This window comes from Corallococcus sp. AS-1-12, from assembly GCF_020036995.1.
Lineage (GTDB): Bacteria > Myxococcota > Myxococcia > Myxococcales > Myxococcaceae > Corallococcus.
On record NZ_JAIQDD010000016.1, the window covers coordinates 133,207 to 151,906 of the forward strand.

General features: G+C 70.9%; 13 protein-coding genes. 2 read left to right on the plus strand and 11 right to left on the minus strand.

Annotation, left to right across the window (positions count from 1 at the left end; genetic code table 11):
• Positions 1–12 precede the first annotated feature (12 nt).
• From K8556_RS24025 to K8556_RS24055, 7 genes are all read right to left on the minus strand, one after another.
• Positions 13–1,137, minus strand: a complete 1,125-nt coding sequence (locus K8556_RS24025) for a hybrid sensor histidine kinase/response regulator (RefSeq protein WP_223742409.1) — start codon at positions 1,135–1,137, stop codon at positions 13–15.
• Positions 1,138–1,382: 245 nt separating this feature from the next.
• Complete coding sequence (locus K8556_RS24030) at positions 1,383–3,275, minus strand: RICIN domain-containing protein (protein ID WP_223742410.1); 1,893 nt, start codon at positions 3,273–3,275, stop codon at positions 1,383–1,385.
• 52 nt (positions 3,276–3,327) lie between these two features.
• A complete protein-coding gene (locus K8556_RS24035; RefSeq protein WP_223742411.1) occupies positions 3,328–5,559 on the minus strand; it encodes an FUSC family protein in 2,232 nt (743 codons plus the stop codon).
• 82 nt (positions 5,560–5,641) lie between these two features.
• Positions 5,642–6,259, minus strand: a complete 618-nt coding sequence (locus K8556_RS24040) for an ATP-grasp domain-containing protein (RefSeq protein ID WP_370639961.1) — start codon at positions 6,257–6,259, stop codon at positions 5,642–5,644.
• Positions 6,256–6,513 (minus strand): hypothetical protein, encoded by a 258-nt coding sequence (locus tag K8556_RS24045; protein WP_223742413.1) that lies wholly within the window; start codon positions 6,511–6,513, stop codon positions 6,256–6,258. The genes K8556_RS24040 and K8556_RS24045 overlap by 4 nt, the downstream gene beginning before the upstream one ends.
• Positions 6,514–6,689: 176 nt before the next feature.
• Positions 6,690–8,741 (minus strand): M20/M25/M40 family metallo-hydrolase, encoded by a 2,052-nt coding sequence (locus K8556_RS24050; protein ID WP_223742414.1) that lies wholly within the window; start codon positions 8,739–8,741, stop codon positions 6,690–6,692.
• 296 nt (positions 8,742–9,037) lie between these two features.
• The gene (locus K8556_RS24055; protein WP_223742415.1) at positions 9,038–9,361 is read right to left on the minus strand and encodes a hypothetical protein; all 324 of its coding nucleotides are present in this window, start codon (positions 9,359–9,361) and stop codon (positions 9,038–9,040) included.
• A gap of 219 nt (positions 9,362–9,580) precedes the next feature.
• Between K8556_RS24055 and K8556_RS24060 the strand changes: the two genes are divergently transcribed.
• Positions 9,581–9,982: a VOC family protein gene (locus tag K8556_RS24060; RefSeq protein WP_223742416.1), complete on the plus strand. Its 402-nt coding sequence runs from the start codon at positions 9,581–9,583 to the stop codon at positions 9,980–9,982.
• An 80-nt stretch (positions 9,983–10,062) separates the two neighbouring features.
• Here K8556_RS24060 and K8556_RS24065 read toward each other — a convergent pair whose 3' ends face one another.
• Both K8556_RS24065 and K8556_RS24070 read right to left on the minus strand, forming a co-directional pair.
• On the minus strand, positions 10,063–13,626 hold the full coding sequence (locus tag K8556_RS24065) for a fibronectin type III domain-containing protein (RefSeq protein ID WP_223742417.1): 3,564 nt from the start codon (positions 13,624–13,626) through the stop codon (positions 10,063–10,065).
• A 220-nt stretch (positions 13,627–13,846) separates the two neighbouring features.
• Positions 13,847–15,292, minus strand: a complete 1,446-nt coding sequence (locus tag K8556_RS24070) for a glycosyltransferase family 39 protein (RefSeq protein WP_223742443.1) — start codon at positions 15,290–15,292, stop codon at positions 13,847–13,849.
• A gap of 155 nt (positions 15,293–15,447) precedes the next feature.
• Between K8556_RS24070 and tesB the strand changes: the two genes are divergently transcribed.
• Positions 15,448–16,317: an acyl-CoA thioesterase II gene (tesB, locus tag K8556_RS24075; protein WP_223742418.1), complete on the plus strand. Its 870-nt coding sequence runs from the start codon at positions 15,448–15,450 to the stop codon at positions 16,315–16,317.
• 7 nt (positions 16,318–16,324) lie between these two features.
• On the opposite strand, the gene K8556_RS24080 is transcribed toward tesB, so the two are convergent.
• Together K8556_RS24080 and K8556_RS24085 are read right to left on the minus strand one after the other, a co-directional pair.
• Positions 16,325–16,891: a hypothetical protein gene (locus K8556_RS24080; RefSeq protein ID WP_223742419.1), complete on the minus strand. Its 567-nt coding sequence runs from the start codon at positions 16,889–16,891 to the stop codon at positions 16,325–16,327.
• 80 nt (positions 16,892–16,971) lie between these two features.
• On the minus strand, positions 16,972–18,201 hold the full coding sequence (locus K8556_RS24085) for a heparin lyase I family protein (RefSeq protein ID WP_223742420.1): 1,230 nt from the start codon (positions 18,199–18,201) through the stop codon (positions 16,972–16,974).
• Between the last annotated feature and the right edge of the window lie 499 nt (positions 18,202–18,700).

An 18,700-nucleotide genomic window follows, 5' to 3' on the forward strand; every position in this document is an offset into this window, starting at 1 on the left:
CCTCTTGAGACGTCAGTACCGCTGGGTGCGATGCAGTGGGAGCCTCAGCTCGAAACACGCGCCCTGGCCCAGGGCGCTCTTCACGGTCAACGTGCCGTCGTGCGCGGCGGCGATCTCCTGGGCCAGGTAGAGCCCCAGCCCCAGCCCGTCGAAGCGGCCGCCGGAGGGCACGCGCTCGAAGCGGCGGAAGATGCGCGCCTGGTCCTCCGGGGCGATGCCCACGCCGTGGTCCTCCACGGCGAGCACCGCGTGGTCCTCCTGCGTGGACAGGCGGACCTTCGCGGGCCGGTCCTCGCCGAACTTGATGGCGTTGGACAACAGGTGACCCACGGCCTGCTCCAGCATGCGGCGGTCGCCGAAGAGCAGGACGGGCGCGTCCGGCAGCTCCGCCGTCAGCGCCACGTTCGCGCTGCGGGCCGGGGCCTGGAAGCGCTCCACCTGCTCGCGCACCATCTGGGAGAAGTCCACGGTGTCCACCACCAGGGCCACGTCCTGCGTGGACAGGCGCGACACGTCCGCCAGGCTGTCCACCAGGCCCTGGAGCCGGGTGAGCTGGCGCACCGCGGGGGCCAGGCGCTTCCGCATCAGGTCGCCCGTGTTCGCGTCCCCCCGCACCATCTCCACCGCGCGCTCCAGGTTGAGGCGCAGCACGGTGAGGGGCGTCCTCAGCTCGTGGCCGGCGACGCGGAGGAACCGGTCTCTCGCGCGCACGGCGTCCCGGGCGCGGGCCTGCAGGCGCAGGAGCGCCTCGATGTTCGCGAGCAGCTCGTCCTCCGCCAGGGGCCGCGTCCAGTACGCGTCCGCGCCCTGGGCCAGGCCCCGCACGCGGTCCTCGCGCTTGACGGAGACGGACGACAGGTGGGCGATGAGCAGGTCGTGCGTGGCCTCGTCCGCGCGCAGGCGGCGGCACACCTCGTAGCCGTCGATGTCCGGCATGTGCACGTCCAGCAGCACCAGGTCGGGCAGCCCCTGGGCCAGCCGGAGCGCCTCGCGTCCTCCCGTGGCCTCGAGGACCTGGTAGCCACCCTGCTTCAGGGTGAGGCTCAGCAGGTACAGCGTCGCCGGGTCGTCATTGACGTTGAGGACCGTGACAGCAGTGCGACCGGTGTGGGCGTTGTTGGCGTCGGAGGAGTTCACGGGCGGTGCACCGGAAACAGTGGGGGCGCGGGCGGCGAATGGAACCACCCGCATCGAAAAAGATTGGCGCGAGTGCGCTGTGCGCCCCGCCGGGTGTTGCCCGCAGGACGGATCCGGCGCTGGAGACGTCCGCCTTTCCCCAGGCGGGCCTGCGGGAACGGGGTGGCGGACACACCGCGGGGCCGTGAAGGCGGCCATGGGCTCGCTGCTCCGGTTCGACCCCGCCGCCGCCGACGGTGCGCTGATCAGGGCACGGCTTCCAGGCGGAACTGCTGGCAGTCGTTGTTGGACCAGACCCACTGCTGGACGGTGGCCCCGTCGCCGCTGCTCCAGCAGTTGCTCACGTCCAGCACCTTGCCGCTGTGGCGGGCCTCGAAGCGGGTGTAGCCGCCGCTGGTGGCCACCGGCTTGAACTGCTGGTTCGCGCCGCCCGCCCAGGACCACTGCTGCACGCGCGCGCCGTCCGCCTGGCCCGCGTCCGCCACGTCCACCGCCTTGCCGCTGTAGCGCGACACCAGCCGCGAGTAGCCGCTGTCCGTGGCCACCAGCGACCACTGCTGGCTGGCGCCGGTGTGGCACGTCCACTGGTGCAGCCCGGCGCCGTCCGCCGTGGACGGGCCCACGATGTCCACGCACCTGCCGGTGGCCTTGTTGACCAGCCGGTACCAGGGCCCCTGCGGGCTGGACGTCCCGCCCCACTGGAAGGACGCCACCGAGCGCGGAGGCAGCGTGTACTCGAAGGCCTGGCCGTTCCAGCGGACCTTGAAGGACAGCGTGGCGCCGTCATTCGAGTTCAGCGCGATGAGTGCGCGCGAGCCGTCCGGGTTGCGGAAGGCGAGCGTCTCGATGTTGTTGTTGCCCAGCGACGTGGCGCCCACGCGCACCGCGCCCGGCCGCACCACCTTCGCCAGGTGCGCCCACGCGTAGTACTCCTCGTTGCGCGTGTACGTGCCGTTGGCGTTGTCCACGGTGAACATGCCCCGGCAGTCCGCGCAGCCGCCCACGCGCGGCCCGTGGTTCGGATCCAACGCCAGGTTCCAGTAGAAGGACGTGCGCGACCAGTGGCGCAGCGGCCCGAAGAGGTTGTTCCGCAGCGCCCACTCCAGGTTCGCCGCGGCGTTGGTGGCCCAGAAGCCGCCGGTGCACTCCGTGAAGTGCACCTCCCTGGCGGGGTACGCGTCGTGGAAGGCGGACTGGACGCTGTAGCTGCCCTCGGGGCTCTCGTAGCAGTGGTAGGCCACGCCCGCGACGGCGCCCTGCGCCTGACCGCCGTTGTAGGCCATCACCTCGTGCGGGTAGCCCGCGGGGCCGGAGCCGTCGTACCAGTTGTGGTCCCACGCCAGCAGCTTCACGCCGCTGAAGCCCGCGGCGTTGAGCGCGGGGCGCAGGTGCTGCGCCGCGAAGACGGACTGATCGTTGGACTCCATCTGCATGGTCGCGTAGCCGCCGTTGGCGTTGTGCGGCTCGTTCTGGAGGCTCAGCGCGTGGATGGGCACGCCGTTCGCCTGGTAGGCCTGCACGAAGCGCACGAAGTAGCTCGCGTAGGTGCCGTACAAATCGTTGCGCAGGTATCCGCCGCCGGTGAGCGAGTTGTTGAACTTCATCCACGCGGGCGCGCTCCACGGCACCGCGAACACCTTCACCTCCGGGTTGATGGCGCGCGCCTGCTTGAGCAGCGGCAGGATGTACGCCGTGTCGTGGCCCACGGAGAAGTCGTTCAGGTCACAGCAGGTGTCGTCGTAGGTGTAGTTGGCGCGAGCGAAGTCGGACGCGCCCATGGGCAGGCGGATGGCGCTCTGGCCCGCGCCCGCGCTCACGCTGAACAGGTCGTTCATGATGGCCGTGCGCTGCGGCGAGTTGAAGATGAGCCACGCGGACGAATCCGTGAGCGCGCCGCCGAACCCGTCCAGGGTCTGGTACGTGACGCCGTCGTTCACGTCGATGGCCGTCGCGCTGCCCGTCTCCGGGCCGAACGCCTTGTCCGCCTCCGCGTTGAGCTTCTTCGCCAGCGCGCTGCCTGACGTCGTCGTCAGCCACACCCGCACGGTCTCGTTCGCCGCGCTCGCGGCGGGCGGCAGGAGGGCGGAGGCGGCCAGCAGCAGGCCCTGCAGGGGGACACGAGACAACCAGGAGGACATGGGGGCTCCAGACACCAAGGGGGGAGCCCCGCAGTCTATCCAGATTGTTCTGTCATGACTTGGTAATCATGGATGTCTGGGCCTGGGGCGGAGCCTCGGGAAGGGCCTCCAGGCGGCGGACGGCGGCGGTGTGGAGCACGGTGATCTGGCGCGCCAGCCGCTCCAACTGGGACTGGAGCAGGGGCGCCTCGGCGGCCATCGCCGCGCCGGCCGCGTCCGGGGTGGGGACGTTCCAGCCGATGAGGACGTCGAAGGCGGGCAGGGGGCTGGGGCGGCGCCCATGGTGCACCGCGTCCGCCAGGTCCTCCATGCTCGCGTCCATGGCGCGCGCGTAGCGTGACAGGGCCTCCTGCACCGCCGGGGTGGAGGGCACGGAGCGCCGCGAGGCGAGCAGGGTGCAGACGGCGGCGAACCGGCGGGTGAACGCGAGCAGCGTCATCAGCGGCTCCACCGTCTCCGTGCGCCAGCGCGGCTCATTGAGCAGGCGCTGGAAGGACGTCTCCGCGTTGATGGTGGCCAGCCCCAGCTTGCGGCGCGCCTCCGCGAGCGCGGTCGGGTCCGGCGGCCCGCCCTGCTGCCACGCGCGGGCCAGCACGGCGAAGAACTCACGGTCCGCGCGCAGCGCGTCCGCCAACTGCGCCGGGAAGCGCTGCTCCTCCGAGCGCTGCCACAGGAAGAAGGTGCCCGCGAGCGCCAGCCCGCCGCCGATGAGCGTGTTGACGATGCGCACGGTCGCCAGCGTCCAGTCCCCGCTGCCCAGCTCCGCCAGCAGCACGAAGGTGAGCGTGGCGAAGATGGTGAACAGCCCGTAGTTGAGCGGGATGAGGCTCACGCACAGGGCCGCGGTGCAGAAGAGCAGGCCCATCATCGCGCGCGGGTCCTGGAGCCAGGACGCGACGGCGATGGCCAGCAGGCCGCCCACCACCGTCCCCAGCACCCGTTGCAGCGCCTTGAGGAAGGTGGGCCCGGTGTACGGCTGCATGATGGTGAGCACGGTGAGGGTCACCCAGTAGCCGTGGTTCGGACGGAACACGCTGGCGATGTAGACCGCCGCCGTGGTGGTGATGCCCACGCGCAGCGCGTGCCGCAGCACCTCCGAGTCCAGCGTGAGGTGCGCGCGCACGGGGTCCCCCAGGGACACGTGCGACTCCTCGGCCAGCGCGCGTGCGGGAGGCGGGGCCTGGGGGAAGGGGCCGGGCAGCCGGCACGCGGTGTCCAGCGCCACGTCCGCGCGCTCGCGCATCTCCGTGAGCAGCCGCGCGATGTCCGTCAGCCGCGCCCGCTCCAGCCGCGTGACGAGCCCGCGCGCGTCCAGGTCCCCGACCGCGTCCTTCAGCGCGCGTCCGTCCCACTCCGGCTGGGGCCTGCGGCTGCGGCCCTCCTGCTCCACCAGCCGCACCAGGTCCCGGGCCGTGTTGGCGCAGTCCAGCAGCGCCACCGCCACCGCCGCGCGCGGGTCTCCCACGGGGCCGCTCACCGGCGGGCCCAGGCTCTCCAACTGCTCGCCCAGGGCGATGAGCCCCATGAACATCGCGTCCGCGGACTCCAGCAGCACCAGCAGCCGCTCGCCCCGGCCGCGCTCACCCCGGCCCTGGCGCGTGGCCGCGAGCGTGGTGCGCGCCACCTCCAGCGTCTCGCGGATGCGCCCGTGCTGCTGTTGGATGAGCGCCTGCCACGCGTCCTCGCGCGCGCCCTGGACCGCGCGCGACAGCCCCTCCGCGTAGTCCGCCACCGCGTCGAAGCACGCCGCCACCGCCTTGCGCGCGGGCCGGTAGGGGCGGATGGGCCAGAGCACCAGCGACAGCAGCATGGCCCACGCGGAGCCGCCCAGCACCGCCACGCCGGACTCCAGCGCGTGCAGGGCGGTGGGCGCCGGCAGGCCCAGCGCGATGACGAAGGTGGTGGCGGCGATGTTGCCGGTGAGGTTCGCCGCGGCGCCGTACACGCCCGCGAAGCTCCACGCCGTCACCCACAGCAGGGTGGCGGGGATGGCCAGGGCCGGGTGCATTCCCGCCAGGCCCCCCATCACCGCGGACACCGCCGCCGCCAGCGCCGTGCCGCCCATGGCGCGGAAGCGGGCGTGGTAGGAGCCGCCCTTGTCCACGAAGGACGTGTTGAAGCCGCCCACCGCCAGCCACAGGGCGCCGGGGAGGTGCAGCGCGGTGCCCACCACGGTGGGGACGAAGAACGCGAGCGCGGCGCGCAGGCCCGACTTCACCGCGGGCCGCACGGGCGCGAAGCGGGCCACGGCCTTCGCATGGTCCAGGAGCTGACGGTGGAGCACGCCTCCCCCTTAGAGCAACGCCCCAGGCCGGGCCACCGGAATCCGGGACCGGTGCCGTGGGGGCGTCACTCGCGCGCCCGGCTCAGTGCGGGGCGGGGGCGGGCTCGCGCGTGGGCGGACGCGCCGTGGCCCGGGGCTCCACGCCCAGGCCGTGGCGCCGGGCCGCGGTGTCCACGATGCGCTGCACGAGCGCCTCGTAGCCCAGGCCGCGCTCCTTCGCCCCCATGGCCACCTCGCACTGGGTCTCCAGGTAGGGGTTGGGGTTCACCTCCAGGAGGTAGGGTTCGTTGGTGCGGGCGGACACGCGGAAGTCGATGCGCGCGTAGTCGCGCAGCTTGAGCGCGCGGAACGCCGTGACGGCCGCGCGCTCCATGCGGCCGCGCAGCTCGTCCGACAGGTCCGTGGGCAGCACCAGGTGCGGGCTGCCCGGCGTCTCCGGGCCGAACTTCACCTCGCGGTTGGCGATCTTCATCCGCTTGCGGTTCCACCGCGAGCCGAAGTCCAGCTCCACCACCGGCAGGACCTCGGGCGCCGCCGTGTCACCCACCACGCCCACGTACAGCTCGCGGCCCTCGATGTACTCCTCCGCCAGCGCCTCGTCGTCGTACTCCTGGCGGATCTTCTTCACCCGCCGGGCCAGCCCCTCCATGTCCTTCTCCACCCCCAGGCCCATGGAGGCATCCGAGCGCGCGGGCTTCACCACGTCGTAGAGGCGGTAGGCGTAGTTGAACGCGCGGCCTGCCTCGTCTTGAAGGAGATGCCCTTCGCCTCCAGCTCCGCGTGGAGCTGCGCGATGTAGCGCTCCAGGGGCGTGCCGCCCAGCCGCAGGGACAGGTCCTTGATGCGCGCCTGGAGCAGCGCCTCGCGCCGGGGCGACAGCCGGCCCCGCTCCGCGCCCTCGGTGGGATGCTTCTCGCGCAGGACGCGGGACTCGGCCTGGGGGGAGGTCATCATCCCCTCCAAGGTGGGACCGGGACCCGGCGGAGGACAGCCCGCCCTCTGCCCCTCGGCAGGCGGCCGGCCGGGCGCCCGCGCGGATGCCGGAGGCCCGCTTCACCGCCTGAAACACGAAGGGGATCCGGGCTGCGTGCCCCGGATCCCCTCGTGTGTCAGCTCAGCTCAGGTGCCGCTCACTGGACGGTGAACACCAGGTCGTCGCGGTCGTTGTACTCGCCGGAGATGCACGCGCTGGTCGGGGTGCCGGTGCCGTAGCGGAACTGCGCGCGCACGGCCTGGTTGGTGCCGGAGGGCAGCGTGTACGTGGCCGAAATCGTCTGCAGGTTCGCGGCCGACGGCGTGACGGAGGTGATCAGCGTCCAGGTGGGCGTCGTCGCGCTGGCGTTGGCCGTGTAGTACAGGTCCAGCCGGTCCGACGCGGGGTTGGCGTAGGCCCAGAGGGTGGCCTCCACCTTCACCTGCTTGCCCGCGGCGAAGTTGGAGCCGTCCACGGTGGACACCTTCAGGGCCTCCAGGGACTCGTCGCTCTTGTAGGTGCCGGTGCTGCCGTCCTTGCACGTGGCGCGCAGCGTGTTGGGGGTGTTCAGCTCCGGCCCGCGGGTGCCGCGGCCGTTGAAGAGCGTGCCGCTGTCGCAGGTGGCCGCCGCCGCGCTGCAACGCACGGTCATGAACGTGGCGTCGTAGGTGCCGGACGTGGACACGTTGGCCACCGTCACCGTGCGCGCCGCCGTGACGGTGTTGTTGCCCGCGCTGTCATACGCCTTCGCCGCCACCGTGTGGCTGCCGTTGGCCACCGTGCGGCTGTCCCACGCGTAGCTGTACGGCGACGCGAAGGACGTGCCCTTCACCGCGCCGTCCACCAGGAACTCCACCCGGCTGACGCCCACGTTGTCGCTGGCCGAAGCGGTGAGGCTGGTGGTGCCGTTCACCGTCGCGCCGCTCGCCGGAGCGGTGAGCGACACGGTGGGAGGCGTGGTGTCCGTGGGCATGCCCGGGATGGAGCCCTTGCCCAGCTCCGCCAGGTACGCGGCGCCGATGCGCGCGAACTTCAGCGCGTGGTTGGCGGTACCCCCGGTGGTGCCGTCCGTGCTGTTGGCCAGCGTGTCGTTGGCCGTGTGGATGTAGGGGTTCTCCTGGTTCAGGTCGTACCGCGCCTCGAACGGCATGGACGCCGGGTAGCCCTGGGCGTGCCACGACGCGTGGTCCGAGCACCCGTAGCCGCACGTGATGTTGGCGCGCGTGTAGCCCGTGTACGTGTCGATGAGGCTGCCCAGGAACGCGTTCTGCGCCGCGTTGGTGTTGTCCGTGACGAGCGAAATGTCCACCGTGGAGCCGCGGTAGTTCGTCATGTCCAACTGGAGCACGCCCACCACGTTGGTGTTCGCGCTCTTGTGCGCCTGCGCGATGGCCTGCGAGCCGTAGAGGCCCACCTCCTCCGCCGCGTACGCCATGAACTTCACCGTGCGCGCCGGCTTGTAGCCCTTGGCCATGGCCACGCGGAACACCTCCGACAGCGTGGCGACACCGGAGGCGTCGTCATCCGCGCCCGGCGCCGTCGCCGTGGGGCGGCTGGAGGAGCCCACGGTGATGTTGATGGAGTCCAGGTGGCCGCCAATCACCACCACCTCGTCCGGGTAGACGGTGCCGGTGATGGTGGCGATGACGGACGGCTGCGTCCAGCCGGAGTGCGTGTACAACTGCACGCTCACGTCGCTGCGCCCGCTGGCGTAGGACTCCCACGTCGTCTTCAGCCAGTCGGCCGCCTGCGTGCCGCCCGTGGAGTTGTTGTAGTAGCGGTTCGTGTAGCTGGAGAGCTGGGTGATGGCGCTCCGGATGCTGGCCTCCTGGAGGCCGGAGAAGAGCGAGTTGACCACCGCCGCGTTGTCCATCGTGTAGCTGACCAGCGGCTGCGCCGGCTGCGCGGGCGTGAGCTGGGCGAGCGCCTCCTCCTGCGTGTCGTGCGCCATGTAGCCCGCGCAGCGGTGATACTGGGCATGCATGACGGCGGACACGTCGCCCAACTGCGACTCGGTGAGCTTGAGCACGCTCACCCCGTTCGCCTCGCGCACCAGCGTGGGCGTGCCCACGCCGCGGAACGACGAGCGCACCGTGCCCGCCGCGTCCGAACCGATGGTGATGAAGACCTCCCGGTCACGCGGCGCTTCGGCGGAGGCGGTGGCGCAACACAGCGACACGACGACGGGGACCACTCTCTTCAAACGCATGTTCCGCTCCGATTCCAGGCGAGGGGCGCACTGACGGGGGGCACGACCAAGGACCCCCCACGCTCAAGTCCGGGCCGTCTGGCCAGACCTCGTGGGTTGGGAGCGCATCCTGTGGAATTCAAGACACTGCCGTCAAGGCGGAGAGCAGCGTGAAACAGGATGAGACAGGTTTTTCCGCCAACGATGACGCACGCGGGCCACGGCCGGACGCGCCGCGGAAGGGCTCACGCGGGTGTCACGACGGATGATTGGAAATTGGGAAACGGAGAGGGGGAGACCGCGGGGGCGGGCGGCCTTCAGGTCTGCAGGTTCATGGACAGCGAGCGGCCGGCCGCGAACCGGGGCTCCGCCTGGAGCTTCTCCAGGACGCGGTCCGTGGCGATGAGCGTCACCTGGGGCAGGAGGCCCGGCTCGCTCATCCACTTCACCGCGCCCAGCAGGTGCTGGGCCTTGATGAACTCCAGGACGGAGGTGTGGAAGGCCTTGCCCTCTTCACGCCACTCCTGGGCCAGCTCCGCCCGGCCGCGCCGCTCCTGCGCCAGGGGCGCCCGGGCGGCCTTCGGCGTACGCCGCTTCGGGGACTGCTCTTCACGGGGCAGGACGATGATTTCGATGAACATCGCGGCACCCTCCTGAAGGCAAGAACAGCGAAGTGGCGCGGACTATCGCACGAACCTGCGTCGTCCTGACGCCGCGCGCCCGTGCTTTTGTGGAAGTCGCTGCCGCTTTCACGACTTCCCGGGCGCAGCCGCCTTGACATGCGCGAATTGCCGCTCTGATGGTCGCGGGAGCGCGAGGTGTTGAACGACACCCGACACGCCCATCACGGGAGGCAGACCATGGAACTGCACCACGGCCGCATGTTCGACCACGTCCACCTCCAGGTCCGGGACCTGGAGGCAAGCAAGCGCTTCTACCGCGCGGTGCTGGAGGTGATGGGCATCCCCGTTTTCAACGAGAGCGAGCGGCACCTGGCCGCGGACGAGCTCTTCCTCAGCAACGACCGCGAGCCCACCGCGCGCGTGCACCTGGCCTTCCAGGCGAAGGACCGGGAGATGGTGCACCGCTTCCACCAGGCGGCGCTGGCCGCGGGCGGCCGTGACAACGGGGCGCCGGGGGAGCGCTCCTACCACCCGGGGTACTACGCGGCCTTCGTGCTGGATCCGGACGGCAACAACATCGAGATGGTCCACCACGGGCCCGCGAAGCGCTCGGCGCCGTCCGTCGTCTACACCTGGTGACGGGGCGCGAAAAGGCACGGGGGCCCCCGGCGTGGACCGGGAGCCCCCATGTCACGGCCCTCTGGCCGCGCGCGTCTTGACTAGCGCGCCGTCAGGGCCCGGCCCCGCACCTGCTTCGCGGACGGGGCGGAGGGGCTGGCGGCCACCGGGGACACGACGTTGAAGACCAGGTCGTCGCGGTCGTTGTACGAACCGGACACGCACGCGCTGGTCGGCGTGCTGCTGAAGCGGAACTGCGCGCGCACGGCGTGGTTGCCGGTGGTGCTGCCCACGGTGACGGGGAAGGAGAACGTCTTCAGCCCCACCGCGGTGCAGGCCTGGGCCGTGGTGATGGCGGTCCACGACGGCGTGGTGGTGTTCGTCGTGTAGTACAGGTCCAACTGGTCGCTGGTCCCGTAGCACCACACCGTCACGTCCACCGTGAGCTGCTTGCCCGGGGTGATGGTGCCCTGGTCCACCGTCTTGAGCACGATGCGGTCGATGCTCTCATCCGCGTGGTAGCTGCCGCTGGAGCCGTCCGCGCAGGTGCCGCCCAGGGTGTTGGGCTGGTTGGGCTCCACGCCGCCGGACACCGTGCCGCGCCCGTTGACGAGCGTGGGGCCGGTGTCGCAGCCGCACACGGAGCCGCAGGCCGGGGTGCGCAGGGTGGCGTTGTACGTGGCCACGGTGGGCGTGCACACGTTGGTGGTGGTGAAGCTGAAGGCGGCGCTGTAGGGGCTCGCGCCGCAGCTATCGGTGGCCCGCGCGCGCCAGTAGTACGCCGTGAGGTTGGACAGGCCCGGCGTCACGTTCCACGCGCTGGAGGACAGGCCGGTGGCGCTGCGCACCACGTTGGTGAACGCGCTGTCGGTGGCCACCTGCACGTCATACGCGGAGGCGCTCGTCACGTCGGACCAGTCCAGCGCCGGCGTCAGCGCGACGCCCGTGGCGGCGTTGGCGGGGGCCGTCAGGGTGGGGGCCGCCAGGGTGACGCAGCCGCGCGTGGTGAAGCTGCGCGTCGCGCTCCAGGAGCTGGTGCCGCCGCACGAGTTGAGCGCCCGCACGCGCCAGTAGTAGGCGGTGCTCGCCGTCAGGCCCGGGGACACCGTCCAGGCGCTGGCCACGAGCGAGTTGGCGCTGCGCACCACGTTGGTGAACGCGCTGTCGGTGGCCACCTGGACCTCGTAGCCGGACACGCCCGTCACGTCCGCCCAGTCCAGCGCCGCGAGCAGCTCCACGCCGGTGGCGCCGGAGGCGGGGGTGGACAGCGTGGGGGCGCCGGGCGCGGCGCAGGTGGGCGTGGTGCAGGTGCAGGCGGACGCCTGGCCGAAGCACGCGTTGCTGCTCGCGGGCACGACGGAGTAGCAGTACTGGCGGCCGTTGGCGACCTCCGGGTCCGTGTAGCTGGTGCCCGTGACGGTGGCCACGCGCGCCTTGCCGAAGTCACAGCCCGCGAAGCCCTCCGTCTTCATCACCCAGTACTGGTTGGCGCCCGCGGAGGCCGTCCACGACAGGCTCACCTGGCTGTCGCCCGGGGTGGCCGTGGTGGTGGGGGCCGCGGTGGGGCCGGCCGCGCAGCCGCCGTTGGTGGGCGCGGGCGTGGAGCAGGCGATGTTGTGGCGGTTGTACGCGGCGTAGATGGCCGTCATGTGCGGCGTGCCGTCCGCCAGGTTGCCGTTGTCGTCGTCCGCGGCCAGCCACTGCATGTAGCCGTTCGTCGCGCCGCAGCCGTCGGACGTGCCGGCGGTGCAGTTGCAGGCGTGCCACGTGCCGATGTTGCCGGAGCCCTGGTAGAAGAGCTTGTTGCCCAGCAGGAACGCGTCGTTGGAGTTGTAGTTGAAGGGCGCGGCCGTGAGGTCGCGCGTCACCAGGTCCCACGCCGCCTGGCGCACGGGGGACGCGGCGCAGTGCACCTGCTTGCTGCACGGGCCGGAGCCGGACGAGCACATCTTGCAGGTGAAGTTCTGCGGGGTGGCCGGGATGTTCGGCGCGCTCGCCGCCCAGTCCGCGTCACGCACGCCGGAGCAGCGCAGGTTGCACCAGGACTGGCCCGCCACCTGCGACTCCTGCTGGTTGTAGCCCGTGCCGTCCGGCGTGAGGCCGCAGCCCGTGTCCGTCGTCTGGAAGAAGCCGTAGCCCACGCAGGACGTCTGCAGGCGCAGGATGCCCGCGATGTCCGCGTAGCCCTCGCTGGAGTTGGACAGGGAGCCGTTGGCGTCGAAGTTGTCCATGCCGTGGCCCCACTCGTGGTCGAACACCGCGCCAATCTCACCGGTGTTCCGGCAGCCGCCACCGGACTTGTAGAAGTTCACGGTGCTGCCGTTCCAGAAGGCGTTGCACGTGCTGCTCAGGTTCACGTTGGACGTGAGCTGGCCCTGCAGCCAGGTGTTGGCAGGCAGCCAGCCGCGGGCCACCTCCTTGATCTTGTTCAGCTCGTAGAAGCTGGAGCGCGCCGCCGGCGTGTTGCCCGCGGACGTGCCCGCGGGCACCGTGCAGTCGTGGTCGTTGTTCACGCCGCCCAGGTCCAGGCTGCCCGTGGCGGAGCTCACGTTGATGGCGCCGCAACTGTCGGCGATCTTCACGTACTTGCCGGCGAGCGTCGTGTTGAGGGTGCCGGCGCTGTAGTTGTAGACGCCCGCGCCGTCCGTGAAGTTGTTGGGGGACGCGAAGCCCGTGTTCGCCCACGGCATGGGCGTGTTGGGCTGCATGGTGCCGCACGTCTCCTTGGACGTGCACGTGCCGATGTTGGTGGACGGGTACACGCCGCCCTTCACCTGCGCGTCGAAGTAGTGGTTGTCATCCTCCACGGCGAGCACCTCGCCGGAGTTGGCGTCCACCGTCACCTTCCAGCGCTCGTGCTCACCGGGGTTGGAGAAGCCGTAGCTCCACACCAGCGCGTGGCCATAGCCCTGGCCAAAGGCCGCGCCCGTGCGCGCGTAGGGGGTCACCTCCAGCGTGGGCGGCTGCCACAGGCTGGTGGGCGACAGCGTCTGGCCCAGGAACGTGCTGCCCGCGGCGAGCGCCTGGTTCGCGCTGAAGCGGGGCTTCGTGTCGATGCCCACGTTGGCCCACGCCTCCGTGCCCAGGAGGATGAGGTTGCCGTGGCTGATGGTGGCCGCCAGCCGGCCGTGGCGCACCGGCACGCCGTTCACCACCTGCGGGATGTGCACCTGCCACAGCGTGTCCGACACCTGCGTCACGCGCGGCGAGCCCAGTTGCAGCAGGTCCACGCCAATCGCGTCCTGGTGGTCCGCGACGAACTTGAAGACGAGCTCTCCCACCACGGACTCGTCCACGCTGCCCACCGAGCGGCCCAGCCCCTGGCGCACGGACTCGAGCGTGACGCTGTTGCGGAAGCCGTCACCCGGGATGAGCGGGAAGCTGCCCTGGATGCCCGTGGGCATGCCGGACAGCGGATCCAGGTACACCTGCACGTTGCCGCCATAGCGGGTGATGAACCCCGCCCACCGGTCCGCGCCCGCGCGCGGCATCAGCGACCGCGCCTTCTCCAGCGGCACGTTCTGGATGGGCAGGTAGAGGTCCGGCTTGAAGAAGGCCTTCTTCGCCACCGCGCCCTGCTGCTCGGGTGGGGTGGGTTGGAAGGCGTATGTCGTGGACGACACCAGGAGGGCAAGACAACACAACGCGGACCGCAGGGGGCGCATGACGTCTCCTCGGGTGATGCCGCCGGACGGGTCCGGCGGGCTCCGGGGCGGAGCGCCTCCTGCTTAGGTCATTCGCTTTTTAAAAATGAATTGCGGTTATTCCTGAGTATCTGTGAATTTATGGAAAATAAGTAAATTCATGGGGTTGTAATGTTCACTGGGGGATTCTTCACTCGCGGAGCGTTTTGGTCCGCTCGCAGTATTCCACCCGGGCCCCCGCTCAGGGTTGGGGCCAGAGCCGGACGCGGTCGTCCTGGATGAGCTTGCCGTTCGCCGCGTCGGTGGTGCCGCTGGCCATGAAGCGGCGGGGCGTCTGCCGCGTGGCGACGAGCGCGGCCTCTCCCCACACGAGCAGCAGCAGCGCCCCCGCGAGCGCGGGCAGCCTCCGGGCCACGGCCGCGTGGCGTTCGCCCAGCACCTTCAGCGGCAGCACCAGCAGCGGCAGGAGCGCGGGGAAGACGACGAGCAGGCCGCGCGCGTAGCCGAAGAAGGCGAGCGTGACGAGCACCCGGTGCAGCACCACCAGCGACAGCAGCCGGAAGGGCGCGTGCGCGGGCTTGAGCGACAGCAGCATCCCGGCGAGCAGCAGCGCCGCCAGCGGCCACTTGAGCCACGCGGAGTCGGGGACGAACACGTCCACCGGGGCGCGCTCGCCGGTGAGGCCTCCGGGCACGTCCGACACGCCGACGCCCAGGCTCAGGCCGTCCAGCCACAGGTCCAGCTTCGCCCCGAGCAGCCGGGCCGCGTCCGCGGGCGAGGCCACCATCCAGCGCAGCCCCTGCGTGTAGCCGTGCAGGAGCAGGCGCCGGTGCTCCGGGCGGGAGGGATCCAACTGGCCGTTGCTGCCGCCCTGGTTGATCAACGTCGGGGTGAAGCCCCCGGTGGCGCCCGCGTGGTTGGCCATGGCGAAGTTGAGCGGCCCGTACACGGTGACGGGCACCCACTCCGGCAGCGGCTCCAGGTGCGGCGCCCGCGCGTTCAGCTCGCGCATCGTGTCCAGGTTGCGCAGCGCGGAGGGCACCAGCAGGAGCAGGGACACGCCCACCGCCGCGCCCCAGCGCAGGGCCCAGGGCCTCCAGGGTCCCCGCTCGCGCGCGGTCCACGCATACGTCAGCAGGAAGGGCCACAGCCCCAGGTGCTCCGCGCGGGTGAGGGTGCCCCAGCCCATCACCGCCCCCAACCCCAGCACCGCGGGCCAGGACGGCGCCGCGCCGCCCACGCGCGACGCCAGCGCACAGGTGAAACACAGCCACAGCGCGGACAGCGTCTCGTTGCTGTACGAGGTGGACAGCACCAGCCACCCGAAGCTCGTGGCATACAGTCCCGCCGCCACCAGGCTCCACGGCGTCCCCAGCAGGCGCCGCCAGAAGCCCTGGCAGAAGGCCACCGTGGCCGCGCCCAGATAGGCGAGCGCCAGCTTGTACGGCAGCGCGCTGCCCTGGGGCTCGCCCAGCACCCGGTACAGGAGCCCCAGCAGCGCGGGGAACAGGGGCGGGTGGTAGGGCAGGGCGGTGGGGCCCTCGCGGCCCCGCGCCAGGTCCAGCGCGGCGGTGTGGAAGAAGCGCGCGTCGCCCGCGAAGAAGACGGAGAAGGGCCAGTCCCGGTCCGGTGAACCCGCCAGGTACAGCCCGCGCAGCAGCAGGCTGGCGGCGAACGTGGCCGCCATGCCCCAGGCCGCCGGGTGCCGCCGGACGGCGTCTGGCAGGGAAAGCGAGGCCACGGGCTCCTCCGGGACGGAAAGGCGCCGCACTCTACATTGGCCCGCGCGCGGGGGCCCGGGGCTGGGATATGGACGGGGTGCGTCAAAACGGGAGGACGTACATGAGCCGGGTGCTGGATGAGCTGTTGGGGCTCCTGAAGCTGGAGCCCATCGAGGAGAACCTGTTCCGTGGCGCGAGCCAGGACCTGGGCTTCCGGCAGCTCTTCGGAGGGCAGGTCCTGGGGCAGTCCCTGTCCGCCGCCAGCCAGACGGTGGCGGAGAAGCGCACGGTGCACTCGCTGCACGGCTACTTCCTGCGCCCCGGGGACGCGGGCCTGCCCGTCGTCTACACCGTGGACCGCGTGCGCGACGGCGGCAGCTTCACCACCCGCCGCGTGGTGGCCATCCAGAAGGGGCAGCCCATCTTCACGCTGATGGCGTCCTTCCAGGGGGAGGAGCCGGGCTTCACGCACCAGGCCACCATGCCGGACGTGCCGCCGCCGGAGTCGCTGCCCACGGACCTGGAGCTGCTGGGGCGCCACGCGGGCCGCATGTCGGAGCGGCACCGGGAGAAGTTCCTCTCCGCCAAGCCCATCGAGATGCGCCCCGTCACGTACGTGGACCCCTTCGAGCCCAAGGCCGAGGCGCCCGTGAAGCACGTCTGGTTCCGCGCTGACGGCGCCATGCCCGACGAGCCCCAGGTGCACCGCTACGTGCTCGCGTACGCCAGCGACTTCAACCTGCTGGGCACCGCGCTCCAGCCGCACGCCCAGACGTTCCTCCAGCCGGGCTTCCAGATGGCCAGCCTGGACCACGCGCTGTGGTTCCACGGCGACCTGAAGGTCAACGACTGGCTGCTCTACACGATGGAGAGCCCCTGGGCCGGCAACGCCCGGGGCCTGGCGCGCGGGCACGTCTTCACCCGCGACGGGCGGCTCGTGGCCTCCGTGGCCCAGGAGGGCCTGCTGCGCCAGCGCACGGACGCGCGCTAGCGGGACGTCAGAAGCCCAGGTTCGAGGTCAGCCGGGGCGTCGGGCCCAGGTCGATGACGCCGCGGTCGTCCGGGTCCGAGCCGGTGGTGGGCTCGAAGAACATGCTCGCCACCACCAGCGACCCGAGCACCACCGCGCCGATGGTGCCCGTCAACAGCAGCGTCTTGCCCAGGCTGAACTCGCGCAGCCGGGCGTGGTCCACCTCCGACAGGGGGACGACGATGGGGGGCGCGGCGGTGCTGGAGGTGGAGCCCTCCAGCGGCACGCCCCGGAAGCGGTCCCCGTCCACGCCCACCTCGATGAAGCGCTGGAACTCCGCGTCCGCCCGGGCGGAGACCCGCGCCAGCGCCAGCGGTGTGTCGGAGGTGAAGGGGTGCGGCTGGCCCTCCACGTCCCGCAGCACGCGCTTGCGCTCCGTGGCGCGGTTGAGCATCACGTCGCCCAGCTCCCGCATCAGCGCCGCGTTGTCGTCCCGGAAGCCATCCAGCCGCGCGAGCTCCGGCTTGGGGATGGCGTAGGTCGTGGTGCAGGACGCCAGCAGGGACAAGGCGGTCAGCGCGGCGCACAGACGCAAGGGGGCACTCCTGGGGATGGGCTCGTGAAAGCCTATCCCGGAGCGTGCCCCGGCGCCTACCGGGGCACGCGGCCGGTGTCTCACTTCAGCTTGTAGTTGGCATCCAGCACGTCCGCCTGCGTCCGGCCCATCACCCAGCCGTCGTGGTAGACGACGCCCACCGGCGCGATGGTGTCGTTCCGGTACAGGCCAATCTTCAGGTAGTTGAGCTGCCCGGAGTACTGCGTCGCGATGTAGCGCTTGGGCAGCACGAGCTGGCCGTTGTAGTACAGCTCCACGAAGCCCACGGTGGCGTTGGGGGACCACTTCACGTGGAAGATGAAGTCGTGCCACGCGTTGCGCACCAGCGGCGTGCGCCAGACGATGATGCCCGGGGACCCGCCGATGTTGAGCCGCATCTCCTCGCCGTAGACGTAGAACTCCACCGGCGGCGAGCCGCAGCACCCGTCGTGGTGCCACTGGGTGAAGAGCTGCCAGGTGTTCACGCTGGGGAAGTCCGGCGCGAAGCGCGTGCTCCAGCGGTACCAGTACTCGGAGCCCGACGGCTCCTTCGTCATCTTGAAGATTTCATTGCGGTTGCCGCTGGAGTTGATGGGGTCGTCGCCCTGCTTCACCGTGGCCTTGAGCGCGTAGCCGCCCTCGCGCACCGGCGACGGAATCACCTGCAGCCGGTCCGCGGACATCATCTGCGTGCCGTCCCACTGGCCGCGGTCGCCGGACTCGAAGTCGCCCCGCCACACGATGCCGCCCGGCGAGGTGGGCGGCGGCGTCGTCGTGGTGCCGGCGCAGGGGCGCGCCTCCGCGATGCTGGCCCAGTCGTTGAGGGTGTTGCCCTGCACCGTGACGCGCACCCGGCGCGCGCTCACCGGCGTGAAGGTGTACGTCTCCGCCGCGGTGGTCGTGCCCTTGCTCTTGCCGCTGTACACCTGCGTATAGGTGTAGCCATCCGGCGACACGGAGACGGTGAAGGTGTTCACCCGCGTGTTGCCCTGGTGCCAGGCCACCGCCATCGCGCCCACGCTCCTGGTGGCGCCCAGGTCGTAGTCGATCCACTGGCCCTTGCCCAGGCTGCTCCAGCGGGTGGTGAGCTGATCATCCAGCGTGTTCGTGGCGACGCTGCCGGTGCCGTCGTCGCCGCTGGCCTTCACGCTTGTGGGCGTGAGCTGCGTGCAGCCGGTGGTGGTGAGGTCCTCACCGGCGGTCTCGAGCGACGGCTGGCGCTCTTCCGCCGGAAGGGAACCATCCGGAGCGCCACAGCCGGCGGCGCCCAGGACGAACAACGTTTCAACCAGGAGGAGGGTTTTCTTCAAGGGGTTGGCCCAGGGGGAAAGGACAGGCAATGAAAAACCATGCTCCAACGTCAGGAGTCAGGGGGCATGGCTGGGGGATGTCTGGCTTTACGGCGGGGCAATCCCCTCTCGTGCTCCCGGACCTGTTCGACAGGGCCGCGTCGACGGGAGGAGAAAGACGATGTGACGGGGTGCGGTGCTCCATCCGGCAGCGTTCGAAAGCCTGCCGTTTCCAAGGTGATAATCCGAATAGCGAAGTTTTATTTCGAACACAAGCGACGTCGAGCCCGCCTGCACGCCGGGCAGGTTCGAAACCGAAAGACAGACATCAATTTCAGACGGCCGGGTTGGAATCCTTCAACACACCGGCAGGAGCGATACGGCCCGTCGCGTGGGATGCGTACCCCCGGAGCACGGCTGTTTCGCGCCGCGGGTTGTGGTGCGGTGTGGGGGGAGCGGCCTCCGTGTTCCAGGCAGGGTGTTTTGGACCCGTGTCCACTTGTGACGTGCCGGAGAGACA

Coding starts and splice junctions, on each gene's coding strand:
- K8556_RS24070 (WP_223742443.1), bottom strand. CDS start 15,292: ATGGCGGCCACGTTCGCCGCCAGCCTGCTGCTGCGCGGGCTGTACCTG.
- K8556_RS24030 (WP_223742410.1), bottom strand. CDS start 3,275: ATGTCCTCCTGGTTGTCTCGTGTCCCCCTGCAGGGCCTGCTGCTGGCC.
- tesB (WP_223742418.1), top strand. CDS start 15,448: ATGAGCCGGGTGCTGGATGAGCTGTTGGGGCTCCTGAAGCTGGAGCCC.
- K8556_RS24045 (WP_223742413.1), bottom strand. CDS start 6,513: ATGATGACCTCCCCCCAGGCCGAGTCCCGCGTCCTGCGCGAGAAGCAT.
- K8556_RS24065 (WP_223742417.1), bottom strand. CDS start 13,626: ATGCGCCCCCTGCGGTCCGCGTTGTGTTGTCTTGCCCTCCTGGTGTCG.
- K8556_RS24060 (WP_223742416.1), top strand. CDS start 9,581: ATGGAACTGCACCACGGCCGCATGTTCGACCACGTCCACCTCCAGGTC.
- K8556_RS24050 (WP_223742414.1), bottom strand. CDS start 8,741: ATGCGTTTGAAGAGAGTGGTCCCCGTCGTCGTGTCGCTGTGTTGCGCC.
- K8556_RS24055 (WP_223742415.1), bottom strand. CDS start 9,361: ATGTTCATCGAAATCATCGTCCTGCCCCGTGAAGAGCAGTCCCCGAAG.